Source organism: Streptomyces sp. NBC_01003, from assembly GCF_045162695.1.
Classification (GTDB): Bacteria; Actinomycetota; Actinomycetes; order Streptomycetales; family Streptomycetaceae; genus Streptomyces.
Genome location: NZ_CP108707.1, coordinates 6,768,478 through 6,785,682 on the forward strand (window position 1 = coordinate 6,768,478; position 17,205 = coordinate 6,785,682).

A 17,205-nucleotide genomic window follows, 5' to 3' on the forward strand; every position below is an offset into this window, starting at 1 on the left:
AAGGTCCTGGTAGCTCCTCCCTCAAGGCCTGAAGGGCCAGGGGGACCTCCACCGAGGACTTCCCGGCGCCTTGCGATCGCATGCACCGGACGCCGCGGGGCCCGCCCTCCGGGTGACGACGGGAGTTCGACGACAGGCCCTGGCCCTCGCGGGCCCGCGACGAGGTCCGCCCGGCCGGTTTCGGCCCGCCCGGCAGGGGCAGGCGTCGTGCACGGTAACCGGTCGGTCACGCACCGGACTCAAAAAGTCACCGCACGCCCCTCGTGGCGGCGTTGTGTCGTACAGCACACTGGGTCCGGTGCCTGAGTCCTCGGAGCGCGGCCGGAACCCCGACAACGGGTCCGACACCCCCGCGGTTCCGCCTATCGCGTACGGGACGGACAGCGGTGTGGCCGCCGTCGCCGATCCCGGTGTACCCCTGCCGCACGCCTCAGCAGCGATCACCTTGGAGGTCGCCCCCGTGCAGACCCAGACCCTCAGCCAGACCGGTGCCGCGCGTCAGAGCGCCCAGGGCGCCCCCGCGCCGGACGTGGACGGAGAGGCACTCCCGGCCGTCCCCCAGCAGAAGGGGCCGGAGAACCACCCGGACTCCGACCCGCCCGACGATCCCGCCGACGCCTCTCAAGCGTCCGGCGCCGCCGAACTGCCGGAACCGGAGTCGGAGTCGGAGCCAGGGCCCGAGTCGGAGACGGAGTCGCGGGAGGCCGGGTCCCGCCCGCCCGTCGCCCTCCTCCTCGACAGCGTGGACTCCGAGACTCCCGAGCCCCCGGCCTCCCGCGGCCGCACCGACACCGGCGGCCCGTCCTCGGACCTGTTCCGTCAGTACCTGCGCGAGATCGGACGGATCCCGCTGCTCACCGCCGCGGAGGAGGTCGATCTGGCCCGCAAGGTCGAGGCCGGGCTCTTCGCCGAGGAGAAGCTGACGGGCACCCCCGACCCCGACTCCCAGCTCGCCATCGACCTCGACAAACTCGTCGTCATGGGCCGGATGGCCAAGCGCCGCCTCATCGAGGCCAACCTCCGCCTGGTCGTCTCGGTCGCCAAGCGCTACGTGGGCCGCGGCCTGACCATGCTGGACCTGGTCCAGGAGGGAAACCTCGGCCTGATCAGGGCGGTCGAGAAGTTCGACTACGCCCGCGGCTACAAGTTCTCGACGTACGCGACCTGGTGGATCCGGCAGGCCATGTCGCGGGCCCTCGCCGACCAGGCCCGCACGATCCGCGTCCCGGTGCACGTCGTCGAGCTGATCAACCGGGTCGTCCGCGTCCAGCGCCGCATGCTCCAGGAACGCGGCTACGAACCCACCCCCGAAGAGGTCGCCGCCCACCTCGAACTCGCGCCCGAGCGGGTCAGCGAAGTCCTGCGCCTGGCCCAGGAACCGGTGTCACTGCACGCGCCGGTGGGCGAGGAGGACGACGTCGCGCTGGGCGACCTGATCGAGGACGGCGACGCGACGTCCCCCGTCGAATCGGCCGCGTTCCTCCTCCTGCGCGAACACCTGGAGGCGGTCCTCTCGACCCTCGGCGAACGCGAACGCAAGGTGGTCCAGCTCCGCTACGGCCTGGCGGACGGCCGCCCCCGCACGCTGGAGGAGATCGGCCGCATCTTCGGAGTGACCCGCGAACGCATCCGCCAGATCGAATCCAAAACCCTCAACAAGCTGCGCGACCACGCGTTCGCCGACCAACTGCGGGGCTATCTGGACTGATGGGGCGCGACGAAGAACGCCCGTAAGGGGCGCGGGGAACTGCGCAAGCAAGCCACGAACGACCCGCACACAGAACCCCGCCCCCGATGACGCTCCTAGTCCACCTCGGCAACAGCCTGCGCGAACTGCGCGTTGTACAGCCGCTCGTACGCCCCACCCGCGGCGCGCAGCGCATCGTGCGTGCCCTGCTCCACGATGTCCCCGTTCTCCATCACCAGGATGGTGTCGGCATCGCGGATCGTGGACAGCCGGTGGGCGATGACAAAGCTGGTCCGCCCGTGCGCGAGCCGCGCCATCGCCTTCTGGATGAGCACCTCGGTACGGGTGTCGACCGAGCTCGTCGCCTCGTCGAGGACGAGTATCACCGGGTCCGACAGGAACGCGCGCGCGATGGTGATGAGCTGCTTCTCACCGGCACTGACCCCCGCCCCCTCGTCGTCGATCACGGTGTCGTAGCCCTCGGGCAGCGTCCGGATGAACCGGTCCGCGTGGGCGGCCCGCGCCGCCTCCTCTATCTGCTCCCGCGTGACGTCCTTCGTGGCGCCGTACGCGATGTTGTCCGCGATCGTGCCGCCGAACAGCCACGTGTCCTGGAGCACCATGCCGATCCCGGAACGGAGTTCGTCGCGCGACATCTTCGCCACGTCGACCCCGTCGAGGGTGATGCGCCCGCCGGTCACCTCGTAGAAGCGGAGCAGCAGGTTGACCAGCGTCGTCTTGCCGGCGCCCGTCGGGCCCACGATGGCGACGGTGTGACCCGGCTCCACGGCGAGCGACAGGTCCTCGATGAGCGGCTTGTCCTGCTCGTAGCGGAACGACACGTTCTCGAACTCGACGAGCCCGCGCAGCAGATCGGGCTTCTCGCTCGGCACCGGGTCGGCCTCCTGCTCGTCCGCGTCGAGCAGTTCGAAGATCCGCTCGGCCGACGCGACGCCCGACTGCACCAGGTTCGCCATCGAGGCGACCTGCGTCAGCGGCATGGAGAACTGCCGCGAGTACTGGATGAACGCCTGGACGTCACCGATCGACAGCGAACCCGAGGCGACCCGCAAGCCACCCACCACGGCGACGAGCACATAGTTCAGGTTCGACACGAAGAACATCAGCGGCTGCATCATCCCGCTGTTGAACTGCGCCTTGAACCCGGCCTCGTAGAGCGCGTCGTTCTGCTCGGCGAACGCCTTCGCCGACTCCTCCTGACGCCCGAACACCTTCACCAGGGTGTGGCCGGTGTACATCTCCTCGATGTGCGCGTTCAGCTTGCCGGTGGTCTTCCACTGCTGCACGAACTGCGGCTGCGACCGCTTGCCGACCCGCGTCGCGATCAGGAACGACAGCGGCACCGTCACCAGCGCCACCAGCGCGAGCAGCGGCGAGATCCAGAACATCATCACCAGTACGCCGATGATGGTGAGCAGCGAGTTGATGAGCTGGCCCATCGTCTGCTGGAGCGTCTGGCCGATGTTGTCGATGTCGTTCGTGGCGCGGCTGAGGACCTCACCGCGCTGCCGCTTGTCGAAGTACGACAGCGGAAGGCGCGACAGCTTCGCCTGGATGTCCTCGCGCATCCGGAAGACGGTCTTGTTGAGCGCCCGGTTCGACAGCCGCGTCGCCACGGCCATCAGGAGACCGGCCCCCAGGAACGTACAGAGGGCGAGCCCCAGCACGGAGCCCACGGCGTCGAAGTCGATGCCCTGGCCGGGCGTGAAGTCGATCCCGGAGAGCATGTCGGCGACCCCGGAGTCACCCTTGGCCCGCATCCCCGCGATGACCTGCGCCTTGCTGCTCCCGGACGGCATCTCACGCCCGATGATGCCCGCGAAGACCAGGTCGGTCGCCCGGCCCAGGATCTTCGGGCCCAGCACCGACAGGCCCACACTCAGGACGGCGCACGCGACCAGCGCGTACATCGTCGTCTTCTCGGGCTTGAACTGCCTGATGAGCCGCTTGCCCGAGCCCTTGAAGTCCATCGAACGCTGGTCGGGGCCGCCCCCGGCCATCATCCGCCCGCCTGGCCCCGCCATCAGGCCGCCTCCGCTTCCGTCAGCTGGGAGAGAACGATCTCCCGGTACGTCTCATTGCCGGCCATCAGCTCGTGATGGGTGCCCGTGCCCACGACATGGCCCTCGTCGAGGACCACGATGCGGTCCGCGTCGCGGATGGTGGAGACCCGCTGGGCCACGATCACCACGGTCGCCTCGGCGGTCTCGTGCCCCAGCGCGGCCCGCAGCGCGGCGTCCGTCGCGTAGTCGAGCGCGGAGAACGAGTCGTCGAAGAGATAGATCTCGGGCCGCTGCACCAGCGTCCGCGCGATCGCGAGCCGCTGGCGCTGACCGCCGGACACATTGGTGCCGCCCTGCGCGATCGGGGAGTCGAGCCCGCTCTCCAGCTTCTCCACGAAGTCCTTGGCCTGCGCCACCTCCAGGGCGTGCCACAGGTCCTCGTCACTCGCGTCCGGATTGCCGTACCGCAGATTCGTCGCGACGGTCCCCGCGAAGAGGTACGGCTTCTGCGGCACGAGCCCGACGGTCCTGGCGAGGAGCGCCGGCTCGATGGTGCGCACGTCGACGCCGTCCACCAGGACCTCGCCGTCGGTCGCGTCGAACAGCCGCGGCACCAGGCCGAGGAGGGTGGACTTGCCGCTGCCGGTCGAGCCGATGACGGCGGTCGTCTCACCGGGGCGCGCGGTGACCTGGACGGCCTTGAGCACGGGCTCCTCGGCACCCGGGTAGCGGAAGCCCGCGTCCCGGATCTCCAGATGACCGTGGCTGCGCAGCTCCCGCACCGGCGCGGACGGCGGCACGACGCTGGACTCGGTGGAGAGGATCTCCTGGATGCGCTCGGCACAGACCTCGGCGCGCGGCACCATCATGAACATGAAGGTGGCCATCATGACGCTCATCACGATCTGCATGAGATAGGCGAGGAACGCGGTGAGCGCGCCGATCTGCATGCCGCCGCTGTCGATGCGGTGCGCGCCGAACCAGACGACGGCGATCGACGAGATGTTCACCACGGTCATGACGATCGGGAACATCAGCGCGAGGAGCTTGCCGGTGCCGAGGGAGACCGCGGTCAGATCGGCGTTGGCCTCGCGGAAGCGCTCCTTCTCGTAGTCGTCGCGTACGAAGGCGCGGATGACGCGGTTACCGGTGATCTGCTCGCGCAGCACCCGGTTCACCGTGTCGAGCCGCACCTGCATGGTGCGGAACAGCGGGCGCAGGCGGCGCACGATCAGGCTGACGCTGATCCCGAGGACCGGGACCACGGCGAGCAGCACGCCGGACAGGGGCACGTCCTGGCCCAGCGCCATGACGATGCCGCCGACGCACATGATCGGCGCCGACACCATCAGCGTGAACGTCATGAGCGTGAGCATCTGGACCTGCTGCACGTCGTTCGTCGTGCGGGTGATCAGGGACGGCGCCCCGAACTGGCCCATCTCGCGCGCCGAGAAGGACTGCACGCGGTCGAACACGGAGGCCCGGACGTCCCGTCCGAGCGCGGACGCGGTGCGCGCGCCGTAGTACACGGCGCCGATGTTGCAGACCATCTGGACCACGGTGATCGCGATCATGATGGCGCCGAAGGCCAGGATGTAGCCCGTGTCCCCCTTCACGACACCGTTGTCAATGATGTCCGCGTTGAGTGTGGGCAGATAGAGCGAGGCGCAGGTCTGCAGAAACTGCAGCAGCACCAGCACGCCGATGGGTTTCTTGTACGGACTGAGGTAGGTCCGAAGGAGTCGTATGAGCACGCTCGGTCTCTCGAAGTCGGCCGACATGATGGGGGTCAGTGATGCACGACCCCCATCGTCCGACACTCCACCCGCGTTACCTCAACCGGTTTAGCCAAGTCCGCGCCAAGAAACCCACGTGGAGCGGGACGAAACGCTCATGCCCCCACGGAATCGAAGGCTCCGGGGTGCGTCTGCTCCCGTACGGCGGTGAACTGCTGGCGCACCGCCTGCCCGACGGGCAGTTCCTCGCCCGGCTCCAGAACCTGCGCGGCCGCGCCCTGCCACTGCGGCAGCTGACCGCTCAGCGCCCACGCCGCCTGCCGCGCCGCACCGAGCGCCGCGTAGTCCGCCGGCTGCGGCACCACGACCTGCGTCCCGAACAGCATCGGCGCCGCGGCCTGCACCGCCGGCAGCTCGGCCACCGCCCCGAGCAGGAACACCCGCCGCACCTCGACCCCACGCGCCCGCAGTACGTCCATGGCGTCCCCGAGCCCGCACAGCATGCCCTCGAACGCGGCCCGCGCGAGATGCTCCGGCTTCATCGACTCCCGCCGCAGCCCGCTCAGGGTGCCCGCGGTGTGCGGCAGATTCGGCGTCTTCTCGCCCTCCAGATACGGCAGCATGACCAGCCCGTGCGAACCGGGGGTCGACTTCATCGCGAGGTCGGACAGCTCCTCGATCCCGGAGAGCCCGAGCATGTCGGCCGTACCGCGCAGGGTCCGCACCGCATTGAGCGTATGGACGACGGGCAGATGCATGCCGGTCGCGTCGGCGAGCGAGGTGATCGTCCCGGACGGGTCGACGAGCGCCTCGTGGTGCACCGCCATGACCGACCCGGAGGCGCCGAGTGACACCACGGCGTCGCCCTGCCGCACCCCGAGCCCGAACGCCGCGGCCATCGTCTCGCCCGTACCGGCAGAGATGATCAGGCCCTCCGGAGTGGTGCCCGCCGCGGCCCCGGGGCCGAGCACCTCCGGCAGCATCGCCTGGTGCCCGAGCGCCAGCTCGACCAGGTCAGGCCGGTACGAGCCGCTCGCCGCCGACCAGTAGCCGGTGCCCGAGGCGCCGCCCCGGTCGGTGGTCCGCCGCGAGGGCCGCCCGAGGAGCTGCCACACCAGCCAGTCGTGGGCCTGGAGCACGAGCGCGACCCGCTGCGCGGCCTCCGGCTCGTGCTTCGCCAGCCACCGCAGCTTCGTCACCGGATGCGCGGCCTGCGGCACGCACCCGACGGCCTGCGCCCACGCCTCGCGCCCGCCGAGCCGGTCGATGAGATCCGCGGCCGAGGCCTGCGTCCGCTTGTCGCCCCCTGGCATTGCGGGGCGCACGGTGTTGCCCTGCGCGTCCAGCGGCACCAGCGCGTTCTGCTGCGTGGAGACCCCGATGGCCTGCACGCCTTCGAGCAGCCCGCCGCCCGCGGCCTCGCCGAGTGAGAGGAGCCACGCCTGTGGATCCACATCGGCAAGGCGGCCGCCGCCCTCGGCGGATTCGAGCGGGTGCGGGGCATAGCCCTGCTTGAGCACGGCACCGGAGTCCGCGTCACAGACCACGATCCGAGTGAAATCGGGCGAACTGTCCAGCCCGGCGACTATCCCCATGACTGAATTCTGCCGCACTCCGCGCCGGCCCCGTCCCGCGGGCCGGGGCCGGGCCGAAGACCCGCCGGCGGCGGGGCCCGCGGGGCTCAGGTGTTGCTGGTGCCCCAGTCGTCCTCGAAGCCGTCGCCGCCCTGGCCACGCTCCCGCAGCGAGCGCACCCGGCCGGCCACCGAGTCGGGGACCCGGCTCTCGACCTTCTCGCTCACCGAGTGCAGCGCCCTGCCCGCGAACTGACGCGTCTGCTGGGCCGCCGACTCGGCCGTGTTCCGGACGGCGGGGTTCTGCGCGAACCCGCGGGCGGACTTCTTCAGCTGCTCGTACCGCTCGCGTCCGGCACGGGTCCCGAGCACGTATCCCAGGGCCAGACCGGCGACGAATGTGAGCCGGTAGCGCATGGCTGCCACCCTTCCTTGTGATCACCGGGGGAACCGATTGGCGGAGCACCCCCCTGCTTGCGCTAATGTATGTGTCGCAGCGAGCGCACGCCCCCTGGCAAGTACCCAGGTAGATGCGTTCGATGCAACGAGACATTCCCCTGTAGCTCAATTGGCAGAGCAGCCGACTGTTAATCGGCAGGTTACTGGTTCGAGTCCAGTCGGGGGAGCTCGATCTCCTGTAGCTCAATTGGCAGAGCAGCCGGCTGTTAACCGGCAGGTTACTGGTTCGAGTCCAGTCGGGAGAGCTGACGGACAAGACCCCCGGGGAACCCCCGGGGGTCTTTTCGTGTCGTCTTCTTCACCAGGTGGAACCGTCTGCGGGCGCGGCGAGGTCCTCTACGTCGAGCAAGGCCGAGCATCCGGAGCAGGAGATCGTATGAGCGGCTATGCTGCGGCAGACGGCGCGCACACATGTACGCGCCACGCCGTAACGGGGCGGTAGCTCAGCCGGTTAGAGCAGCGGACTCATAATCCGTCGGCCGTGGGTTCGAGTCCCACCCGCCCCACCAAGGGTTTCCGATGCAGGAACGTTTTAACCTGCGACACACCGGAGCGTCCGTCGTTCGGCGGACGTGATTACCCGTCAGGTGGACCGTCGGCCGCCCGCTGTCGGCCCGAAGAGCCGACGGCCGAGCCATTGGGTGCAACCTCCGTCACCTGGCTCGGGGGGGAAGCGCGAGCCGGTCGAGCGGGCCATCGATGACGATGGCCCCCGGCGCCTCAGGGGCCGGGCAGGCGCGCGCTCGGTGATCTGATCGATCCGCCCCTTCGACCTCTTCCGCCCCTTCGGCGAGCACGCCGGCCGGCCCGCTTCGCCGCGGCTTCCCGGCAGCCCCGCAACGAGTTCGCCGCCGAGGCGCTGCACCTGTCTGGACGGGGCGTCGCGCGCGGTAGGGGAGTGTCCGAAAGGACGGCGGTCGGACGAGAGGGCGCTCTCCCTCGCCTGTGAAGAGAGACGCCATCGACGTCGAGATCGCGGACGGTCGGGTCGTGAACCGGCCCGGTCTGCGTGGCGATGGCCGTGACCGCCGAAGGCGCCCGGGACACCCGGGGCATCCTGGGGATCAAGAGGCCGCCGCCCTCAAGCGCGGTCTGCATGGCGCGTCGACGGGCTTCGCCCCGACCGGCAGGGGTCGCGAGCGACTGCGCGCCCCGCGGGAATCCGCGACACGCCGTCGGAAGTTCGAGGAATCGTCAGCGAGTCACCTGATAGGGCTAACGAGGCGTCAACTGGCCCGGAAATCAAGCCAATTGAGAGCCGTCGCGGGCGCCGCAGTCGACGGGCGCCGCCGCGGGCATACGGCCACTCGGATTATTTCTCGCATTTTCAGCACGTCTTATAAGTGACGAATGGGGCGATTTCTGTATCTTCTTTCACAGAGCGGCTGTCCGGCCGATCTCTCCGAGAAGGAAGAAACTGACATGAGCAAGCGCTCCATTGCTGTCACCGCCGCTATTGCCGGCGCTGCAGCCCTCGCCGCCACCGGCATCAACTACGCCGCTGCTGCCGGCACGGAGGCCGCCCCGGCTGCTCCGGCTGTTCGTCAGGCGGCTGCTCCCGCGGCGGCGCCCCTCGGTGGCGACTCCGGCCAGGGCAAGGAGAAGGAAGACAACAACTACGGCGGCGGCTACAAGCACGAGGGACGGATCCACTTCAACGAGCGGTCCTACTCGGCCTGGTCTGATGGCTGCATCACTGTGGTCAGCGGTCTGGGCTCGCGTAGCTTCAACGTCCGCAACGACAGCAGGAAGACTGTTGAGGTCTTCCGCGGCGCGACCTGCGACAATGGGTCTCCCATTGCCACGGTCGGACCGTGGAGCACCAGCAACAGCATCGTGCCCTTCCGCCACATCCGTGGCGGCGTGTTCGTCAAGAACGGCGTTGTAGGCAGCTTCCGTGTGGTCGACGACCACCGTGGCGGCTACGGCGGCGGCTACGGCGGCGGCAAGGGCGGCTACTGACACCGGCCGCTGGAATAGTTGAGGCCCCGGCCCGCCGGAATCGGGCCGGGGCGATCAACGAAACTTTATCCCAGCCGGGCACGCCGCGCCCGAGATGGCTGAATGCTCGTACGGATCACCTCACGGCCGTGCCTGCATCGCGGTGATCTCGGGCGCACCCCTGGGCATGTCGCGCTTCGTCGACGGCGTGCCGAGGTATGCCCGGCTCCTCGGGCTCGACCGAGCCCTCCAAGTCGCGTCGGCTGTCGTCGGTCATGTTGCACATTCCGTATACGGACGGGGGTATACGAAACGGCGTCATGGCCGACCAGCCGAAAATCGCAATGGGTGGGATGCCGGCCGTGCACGGGCTGAGCATTCACCAGGCCGCGGACCGCCTTGCTCCGTCGATCAGTGACGCCGAATCCGCCCCTTCGGACTTGAGGGATGCATGAAAATGCCGCACAGATCGCTCACGAAAACGAAGACAACGGCCGCCGCAGCAATCTCGCAAAGACTTGAAGAGACCATCGAAAGCTCCGAGTACTGGGCAAGAAGGATGCCGCGTGAAGCCGTCCGCCTGGTACGCAAGGAGCGCCTCTACGGCGTCGCCGCAGGAGGAGTCAGCCTCCTCACCGGCCTTCTGGCCTGGCCTGTGGTCGCCGAGTCCTCCGTGCTCACGGCGCAGGTTCTCATCTCCGGGCTGTCGGGCCTGGCGGCGCTGGCCATTGCCGCCCCCTACGCGAGCGGCCTGACTGATCGCGGCGAGGACTCCGTCAAGCTGGGCAGCGCGTACGGGGAAATGCATCGCGAACTTCTGCGCGGCAGAGAGCAGATCGCCGCGGGATCCGCGGAGACTACGTCTCAACTGCCTGGTTTCTACCAGCAGTTCGACTACATCGAGGAACGCAGAGACTCCCTCGGAATTCGGCCCATTCCCTCAAGGGTGACCGCGTCCGGTGTTCCGCTGGCCGGCGAGGTCGGGCGGCGGGAGCGGGCCGTTCCGATCGCACCGAGAAGGTGCTCGAAGAGTTCGGCACCCGAGGCGCCGGTGGGTAGCGTTCGTACAGTGGTCGTGGATCAGGATTCGGTCGCCACGCTCATTTATCTCGTGGCGAATCAGTTGGTGTCGCAGAATCAGGCTTCGACAACGGAGTTCGCTCGTCGCCCGTCTTCGGGTCAGCTCGATATCTGTGGGCAGGGTTCTACGGGGCGCCTCGAACAGCATTGGCAGCCCGCCTTGCCATTCGACTCCTCAGGAAGTTCGGACCCGGGAAGGCGTGACGAAAACCGACTCACGGCAACGTCGCAAGCGCTTCTCTCGAAGCTGTCCGGTCCGGCGGGGCCACTGCGACGATTCAGCCGTTCATGACGGTGTGTCCGGGCACGAACGACGAGTGGTGCGGGGCCCGCGTGCGGCCGGCTACGGAGGGCCCATCGCCGGATCAGGCCCCGGAGACGTCAGCCGATCGGCTGAGCGGAGGTGCCCGGCGAGCCCTTGCGTCCGTCACACACAGGGGCTCGGCCCGGCTGAACCGAGCGGCGCGAGCGGCCTGGCGAGTCACCCGGTGACGAGGCGGTCCCGGGAGCTGTATCCGTAGGCGAACCCGCATGGTGCGCAAGGTACTTGGTGGCGTGCGACCAGGACGGTCGGACGCCACCGCAGTCCGCCATGCCCCCGGACAGGCCGTTCCCCGACACAGGTCGCGGGGCGGCCTCACGTCGCTGTTGATGTGTCCGGTCACGCGAACAGCGCAACGTTCCCACCGGAGCTCACGCGCGGGATCGGCCGGCCTGTAGCACCGTTCGCCGTATGGACTCCACTCCGATAGTCGTGCACCCGCCCACCCCCACCGGGGGCCGACGGGTAGCAATCCAGGGGCACGTCGCCGGGATCGCCCGGAGTGATGCCGACCTGGTCGAACTCCTCTGTCAGGCGGGCGTGACGGTTCACAGCGCTCTCCTCGACGACGAGGCATGGGTGAAGTGGCGGGGAGGGCGAGCCCACCACTACGCGTCACGATGAACATCGTGGACTCGCCCAGGGCAAGCGAGTCTCCTCAGCCTCCTCAGTCATGACTCTCCGCGCGTGCGGACGTGAGCCGCCCCGTGCCGGCGAGCGGAGACTCCCGATGGTTTGCCCGGGCCTGCCTTCCCCGCTGCGCTGACCGGCGCCGGTCAGCGCACCCTGCTGAGGGGTGTGGTGGCGCTGGTTCTGTGCGGTGGGTCTCGGACTCTTGATGATCTGTGGCCACCCGGCCGGCCCCGATACTCGTGCGTCGCGACGCATCCGTGGACTGCCCGAGCCCGCTCGCCTGCGCACCGGCCCTGGGGCTCGGTGCGCGGGCGGGCGGGCTCGCCCTCGTCAGGTCGACTTGCGTCGGGGGATCAACTCCTGCTGTGCACGGACGGCGTGACCGAGGCCCGCGACACGCAACATCGAAGGACGTCCCCGCGCCGCGTCGAACCCGGTCGCCGGAATCAGCCGGCTACCGGGGTGAGGGTGAGGGGCTGGACCTTGCCCTCCAGCATCGCGCCGAGGCCGAGGACCGCGCAGATGTCCGGGCGTTCGGCGATGTGGACCGGTACGCCCGTGGCGTCGCGCAGCATCTGGTCGAAACCGGGCAGCAGCGCGCTGCCGCCGACCATCATGATGCCGCGGTCGGCGAGGTCGGCCACCAGGTCGGGCGGGCAGTCCCGCAGGACCTTGCCGATGCCGTCGAGGACGGCGGTCAGCGGGGTGTGGATCGCGTGGCGCACGGCCGCCGTGTCGACCAGCACCGAGCGGGCCAGGCCCGTCGCCACGTCCCGGCCGTGGATTTCCGTCGACTCCGGGCCGTACGGGGTGAGGCCATTGCCGCTGAGGGCGATCTGCAGCGGACGTACGGACTGGGAGGGAAGCATCAGTTCGTGGTGCTGGCGCAGGTGCTGGACCACTGCGTGGTCGATGGCGTCGCCGCCGACCGGGATGCGCTCGGCGGTCACGATCGAGCCCAGGGACAGGACGGCGATCTGCGTCGTGGCCGCGCCGCACACGATGATCATCGTGCCTTCGGGGCGCTCCACGGGCAGGTCGCAGCCGACGGCGGCGGCGATGAGGGTGTCGACGAGTTCGACGCGGCGCGCCCCGAGCCCGACCAGGGTCTCGACGGCGGCGCGCTGCGCGAGCGGGTCGGCGTCGTGCGGGGTACAGGCGGCGGCGCGCAGCCGGGGCTTGCGGCGCAGCGCGCGGCGCAGCTTCTCGCCGATGAGGTGGCGCAGCATGCGCTGGGCCATGTCGATGTCGACGACAGTGCCGCCGGAGACGGGGCGCATGACGCGGATGTAGTCGGGGGTGCGGCCCGTCATCTTCTCGGCGAGCTCACCGACCGCGATCAGGGCGCCGGTGCGGGTGTTGACGGCGGCGGCGCTCGGCTCGTCGACGACGAGGCCCGCGCCCTTCACGTACACCCGGGTCCGCGCGGCCCCCAGGTCGACGGCGAGATGGCAGCGGCGCAACTGCTCCAGACTGACGGTCATGGCAGATCCTCCCGAGAGCGCAGACCGTGACGGGTCGTCAAATAACGGCCCTCCTGAAATCCTGCGGCGGGGTGGCGCCGGGCGCGCGCTGGAATGAGCCGGGCGGGGTTCCGCCGGACGGGTGGTCTTGCCGGGCGTTGTTAGCATCCCGTGTGACCAGCACCCCGTCCTCGCCGGACCAGGCAGACGCCTCCGAGGCCCCTGCGATATCCGCTCCCGCACCGGTGAAGGGCCCCGCGCCGGGTGGTCGCCGCCGGATTCTCGCCGATCTCACGCCGTTGCGTATCTCCGTCGACTACCGGCGCCTGTGGGTCGGCAACACGGTGTCCTGGACGGGCCAGGCGATGACCGCGCTCGCGGTGTCCCTCCAGGTGTACGACATCACGCACTCCAGCTTCTCCGTGGGCCTGGTCGGCCTGTTCTCGCTGGTCCCGCTGGTCGTCTTCGGCCTCTACGGGGGTGCCATCGCGGACACGATGGACCGGCGCAAGCTCGGCTTGTACAGCGCGACCGGCTCGTGCGCGCTGTCCGTGGCACTGGCCGTCGCGGCGCTCGCCGGCTACCACCGCGTCTGGCTGCTCTACGCGGTCGTGGCCCTCCAGGCGATGTGCGGGGCGCTCAACTCCCCGGCGCGCACCTCGATGATCCCGCGCCTCCTGCCGCCCGAGCACCTGCCGGCGGCGAACGCGCTCAACTCCATGACGAGCACAGCCGGCAGCCTCATCGGTCCCATGCTGGGCGGCGTCGTGGTCGGCCTGTGGGGCTACCAGACGGCGTATCTGATCGACGCGGTCGCCTTCTCTGCGGCGCTGTACGCGATGTGGCGGCTGCCGGCGATGCTGCCGGACGCGCCGGAGGGAGAGCGGCGCAAGCGGGCGTCCGTGGTGGACGGCCTGCGGTTCCTGGCCGGGCGGCCCAACCTCCGGATGACCTTCTTCACGGACATGTGCGCGATGGTCCTCGCGTATCCGCGGGCGCTGTACCCGGCCGTCGCGCTGCTCTGGTACGGCGGCGACGCGCGGACGACCGGCCTGCTCGTCGCCGCTCCCGCGGTGGGCGCGCTGCTGGGCGGGGTGTTCTCCGGCTGGCTGGGCCGCGTGCACCGCCACGGCCTGGCGATCGTCCTCGCCGTGTGCGTGTGGGGCCTCGCGATCGCCGTCTTCGGCCTCACCAGAAACCTCTGGCTCGGCCTCTTCTTCCTCGCGCTCGCCGGCTGCGCGGACACGGTCTCGATGGTGTTCCGCGGCACGATGCTCCAGGTCGCGGCCCCCGACGAGATGCGGGGCCGCCTCCAGGGCGTCTTCATCGTGGTCGTGGCGGGCGGCCCCCGCCTCGGCGACTTCGTCGCAGGCTCGACAGCCGACCTCGCGTCCCCCGCGGTGGCGATCACGGGCGGCGGCACGGCGTGCGTGGTGGCGGTCCTGCTGCTGGCCCTGAAGTGGCGCAAGTTCCTGCAGTACGACGCGAGGAAGCCGACGGCGTGAGGGCTGTCGGGGCGTCCCCAGTTCGTAACGAACTCCCTTGATCCGTCGGGGCACTTGGTAAAGGCTTGGTAAGTTGGCGCAGGTCGGGGGTGCGCTGTGACCGGTGCGCCCGGAACGTACGACGGCGCAACGGGGGATGCAGATGGCCTGGGACGAGTGGGAACAGAGCAAGGGCGCCGCCACCCAGCGGCAGGCCGCTCGGATGCAGCTGAACGAGGCGGGCACCGCGGACGGTGACGGGGACCTCGTGGTGCGGCAGGACGACCTCGGTGCCGTGGGGCACGAGGCGTTCGTCCTGCACGGCGAGCTGGCCAAGAAGGCCGATATCGCGGGTGTCGGAGCGGACGAGGGCGGGGCCGGGTCCACGATGCGCGCGGCCGCCGCGCTGAAGAGTCACCACTTCACGCTGGGCTCCGAGCTGGAGACGACGGTGGAGATGTGGACCTCGCAGGTGAAGTCCGTTCTCCAGGCGTGCGGGCACATTTCGAACCACCTGGACTACAGCAAGAAGATGCACGCCAATGACGATGCTCTGATCGCCGCCGACGTCCGAGGCCGTACCGGGCCCCTGCCGGTGTCCGCGCTCAACGACTACTTCAAGTAGGGGGCCGTCTTCATGGGGCACCTCTCCTACTCGGATCTCATGGGCATGGACCTCGGGAAGCTCGGCACCGCGGCGTCCGACTGGACGACGATGGTCGGCGAACTGTCGAAGCTCATGACCGACGTCCGCGACGGCCTGGTCAAGAAGTCGGACACGGCCCGCTGGCAGGGCGTCAACGCGACGGTGACCAAGGACTTCGTACGCAAGACGGCCAAGGAGTTCACGGACCTTCACCTGGAGGCCCGGAGCATCGCCGGTGTGCTGACCGACGCGCACGCCGAGCTGACGCGCTACCAGCAGCAGGCCAAGACCCTCACCGAATCGGCAGGCAAGGGCGACCCCTCCCACGACCCGCCTGACCCGGCCTTCATCGTGGCCGACGGGCCGAACGGCACGGTCAAGGTCATGGAGGCGATGTGCACCCCCGAGGGCCCCAACCAGCGCACCCAGGACCGCCTTCAGTGGTACGCGGACACGCTGACCGGGATCGTCACGCACGCAGCCGAAGTCGACGCTGCGGCGCAGCGCGCGTTACGCAAGAGCCACGGAAACGACCAGTACAACGCGGGACACGCCACGTACACGTCACTGGACGAGGAGCAGTTGCCGCGCGCCACGGAGCTCGCCAAGCGCGGTGAGGACGCGAATCCGAAGGAGCGGGCAGAACTGCGGAGGCTGTGGGAGTCGCTGAGCCCCGAGGCGCGGGCGAAGCTCTGGCTGGCACACAAGGACGACCTGCTGGAAGCCGGGATCATGAGTCCCACCGCGCCACAGGTCGCCGCGGACGGGGGCGCGGGGCGCCACGGGTCGCAGTCGGCGGGCTTCGGCGACTGGGTCACCAAGCAGAAGATGGAACTGCTGGTGGAGGGCGCCGACTGGAAGGGCATGACCGACGCGTCGCGGCACATGGCGCACTACCTGGGGAACAGCGGCAGCGACATGAGGCTGCCGGTGGACAAGATGATGAAGGATGTGCCGGATTTCGAGAGGTATGTCGCCACGATCGTGCGGTCGAAGCAGGACGACTGGCGCAATCAGGCCCTGGAGGAGTTCAGGAAGAACGGGGGTAAGCCCGTGGCGATCCCTGTCGAGGCGAAGGCGGACCAAGGCTTCTACTTCTCCGAGGACCGCGACTCCAACTGGTTCTACGCCGTGGGCGGTGCCAACTCGAACGTGACGGGTGTGGTGACCGCGGTACCCGACGCTGACGGCAACCCCAAGGTCTCCCTCGACTACCAGGCCAACGTCTGGGACCGGTACAACTGGGACCAGGGCAAGGGAGTCAACGTCGGCCCGCTGGACATCCCGGACGGAGACATGGCCAAACTGCACCGGGCGGGCCTTGCGCAGGAGTTCGACATGCGCGGCAGCAGCACTGTCAAGCACTATGACCTGGGAACATCGGCGCCCAACGACGATCCGCTGCCAGGACCGGAATACGACCGCCCGGACGAGCGGGTGAACCCGACGCGGGAGCAGCAGCAGGGCCGTACGAGTGACACGACGGAAAGGGCCGCCAAGCGTGAGTGACATCTACGGCTTCCCGGGGCCCGCGGGCGTTCCCGGCGACGGCGCCGCGGCCCGGCGGCGTCGGCGGCGGATCGTCGTCGGGGTGGTGGGTCTCGTGCTGGTCGTCCTTGGGGCTTTGGGCGGTGGGATCTACTACCTGCTCGGGCCCGGGGCCGACAAGATGCTGGCCGAGAGTGAGAGTGAGAAGCCGAAGTGGGCCGGGGGGATCACACCCGGGTGGATGAGCGAGCAGGTCGGGCTCAAGGTTCCCGGGCAGGCCACGGATCGGCGGGCCGGGTACAAGATCACTTCGCGCTTCGATACCGGGCTTCTTGTCTTTACGTTGCCCAGGGCAGAGGCGGACGCCTATCTGGAACCGCTCCACCCGGAGGGCTCGGAGTGGGTTCCGAACGGGCGTCTTCCCGGGTCCAAGGGCAGGCCGGGCGAGTTCGAGCACCTGGGGCTTCCGGAGCCGGAGTCGATCGTCAAGGGCATGCTCATCGGCGGCCTCTGTCCCGGCGACACCAAGGATCCGAACGGCGTCGGTCTCAAGCGTTGTGTTGATCTCTATGCGCACCAGTACTCCGGCGAGCGGACGCGGATCTACGTGCGGTCGCACTTCGAGCCGGGGATCAGTCCCTTGCCGGTGGCGCCGACCGGGGCCTGAGG

Annotated in this window: 12 protein-coding genes and 3 tRNA genes; 10 read left to right on the top strand and 5 right to left on the bottom strand. The window is 69.3% G+C overall.

The genetic code is table 11. The annotated features are described in order from the left end of the window. The first annotated feature begins 298 nt into the window (after positions 1–298). Entirely contained in the window at positions 299–1,708 is a 1,410-nt protein-coding gene (locus OG698_RS30840) for an RNA polymerase sigma factor (protein ID WP_406106887.1), read from the top strand. Between the two features lie 95 nt (positions 1,709–1,803). On the opposite strand, the gene OG698_RS30845 is transcribed toward OG698_RS30840, so the two are convergent. The 4 genes from OG698_RS30845 to OG698_RS30860 all read right to left on the bottom strand — a co-directional run bounded on the left by OG698_RS30845 (position 1,804) and on the right by OG698_RS30860 (position 7,437). After that, complete coding sequence (locus OG698_RS30845; RefSeq protein WP_406106889.1) at positions 1,804–3,732, bottom strand: ABC transporter ATP-binding protein; 1,929 nt, start codon at positions 3,730–3,732, stop codon at positions 1,804–1,806. Then, complete coding sequence (locus tag OG698_RS30850; protein ID WP_406106890.1) at positions 3,732–5,465, bottom strand: ABC transporter ATP-binding protein; 1,734 nt, start codon at positions 5,463–5,465, stop codon at positions 3,732–3,734. Before OG698_RS30850 ends, OG698_RS30845 begins: the two co-directional genes overlap by 1 nt. 137 nt (positions 5,466–5,602) lie before the next feature. Further along, positions 5,603–7,042 (bottom strand): FGGY family carbohydrate kinase, encoded by a 1,440-nt coding sequence (locus OG698_RS30855; RefSeq protein ID WP_406106892.1) that lies wholly within the window; start codon positions 7,040–7,042, stop codon positions 5,603–5,605. Positions 7,043–7,128: 86 nt separating this feature from the next. Beyond that, complete coding sequence (locus tag OG698_RS30860; protein WP_399979934.1) at positions 7,129–7,437, bottom strand: YtxH domain-containing protein; 309 nt, start codon at positions 7,435–7,437, stop codon at positions 7,129–7,131. Between the two features lie 136 nt (positions 7,438–7,573). On the opposite strand from OG698_RS30860, the gene OG698_RS30865 reads away from it, so the two are divergent. The 5 genes from OG698_RS30865 to OG698_RS30885 all read left to right on the top strand — a co-directional run bounded on the left by OG698_RS30865 (position 7,574) and on the right by OG698_RS30885 (position 10,792). Further along, positions 7,574–7,646 (top strand) — tRNA-Asn (locus tag OG698_RS30865). Between the two features lie 5 nt (positions 7,647–7,651). After that, positions 7,652–7,724: transfer RNA gene (locus OG698_RS30870), tRNA-Asn, on the top strand. Between the two features lie 187 nt (positions 7,725–7,911). Continuing rightward, a tRNA-Ile gene (locus OG698_RS30875) sits at positions 7,912–7,988 on the top strand. 913 nt (positions 7,989–8,901) lie between these two features. Next, the gene (locus OG698_RS30880; protein WP_406106894.1) at positions 8,902–9,441 is read left to right on the top strand and encodes a hypothetical protein; all 540 of its coding nucleotides are present in this window, start codon (positions 8,902–8,904) and stop codon (positions 9,439–9,441) included. A gap of 436 nt (positions 9,442–9,877) precedes the next feature. Beyond that, positions 9,878–10,792 (top strand): hypothetical protein, encoded by a 915-nt coding sequence (locus OG698_RS30885; RefSeq protein ID WP_406106895.1) that lies wholly within the window; start codon positions 9,878–9,880, stop codon positions 10,790–10,792. A gap of 1,109 nt (positions 10,793–11,901) precedes the next feature. On the opposite strand, the gene OG698_RS30890 is transcribed toward OG698_RS30885, so the two are convergent. Beyond that, on the bottom strand, positions 11,902–12,939 hold the full coding sequence (locus tag OG698_RS30890) for a rod shape-determining protein (RefSeq protein ID WP_406106896.1): 1,038 nt from the start codon (positions 12,937–12,939) through the stop codon (positions 11,902–11,904). A 224-nt stretch (positions 12,940–13,163) separates the two neighbouring features. Between OG698_RS30890 and OG698_RS30895 the strand changes: the two genes are divergently transcribed. From OG698_RS30895 to OG698_RS30910, 4 genes are all read left to right on the top strand, one after another. Further along, positions 13,164–14,423: an MFS transporter gene (locus OG698_RS30895; RefSeq protein ID WP_406111381.1), complete on the top strand. Its 1,260-nt coding sequence runs from the start codon at positions 13,164–13,166 to the stop codon at positions 14,421–14,423. A 142-nt stretch (positions 14,424–14,565) separates the two neighbouring features. Next, the gene (locus OG698_RS30900; RefSeq protein ID WP_406111383.1) at positions 14,566–15,027 is read left to right on the top strand and encodes a hypothetical protein; all 462 of its coding nucleotides are present in this window, start codon (positions 14,566–14,568) and stop codon (positions 15,025–15,027) included. A gap of 12 nt (positions 15,028–15,039) precedes the next feature. Then, on the top strand, positions 15,040–16,557 hold the full coding sequence (locus OG698_RS30905) for a hypothetical protein (RefSeq protein ID WP_406106897.1): 1,518 nt from the start codon (positions 15,040–15,042) through the stop codon (positions 16,555–16,557). After that, positions 16,550–17,203: a hypothetical protein gene (locus OG698_RS30910; protein WP_406106899.1), complete on the top strand. Its 654-nt coding sequence runs from the start codon at positions 16,550–16,552 to the stop codon at positions 17,201–17,203. The genes OG698_RS30905 and OG698_RS30910 overlap by 8 nt, the downstream gene beginning before the upstream one ends. The last annotated feature ends 2 nt before the right edge of the window (positions 17,204–17,205 follow it).

Coding starts and splice junctions, on each gene's coding strand:
- OG698_RS30845 (WP_406106889.1), bottom strand. CDS start 3,732: ATGGCGGGGCCAGGCGGGCGGATGATGGCCGGGGGCGGCCCCGACCAG.
- OG698_RS30855 (WP_406106892.1), bottom strand. CDS start 7,042: ATGGGGATAGTCGCCGGGCTGGACAGTTCGCCCGATTTCACTCGGATC.
- OG698_RS30860 (WP_399979934.1), bottom strand. CDS start 7,437: ATGCGCTACCGGCTCACATTCGTCGCCGGTCTGGCCCTGGGATACGTG.
- OG698_RS30880 (WP_406106894.1), top strand. CDS start 8,902: ATGAGCAAGCGCTCCATTGCTGTCACCGCCGCTATTGCCGGCGCTGCA.
- OG698_RS30885 (WP_406106895.1), top strand. CDS start 9,878: ATGCCGCACAGATCGCTCACGAAAACGAAGACAACGGCCGCCGCAGCA.
- OG698_RS30890 (WP_406106896.1), bottom strand. CDS start 12,939: ATGACCGTCAGTCTGGAGCAGTTGCGCCGCTGCCATCTCGCCGTCGAC.
- OG698_RS30900 (WP_406111383.1), top strand. CDS start 14,566: ATGGCCTGGGACGAGTGGGAACAGAGCAAGGGCGCCGCCACCCAGCGG.
- OG698_RS30905 (WP_406106897.1), top strand. CDS start 15,040: ATGGGGCACCTCTCCTACTCGGATCTCATGGGCATGGACCTCGGGAAG.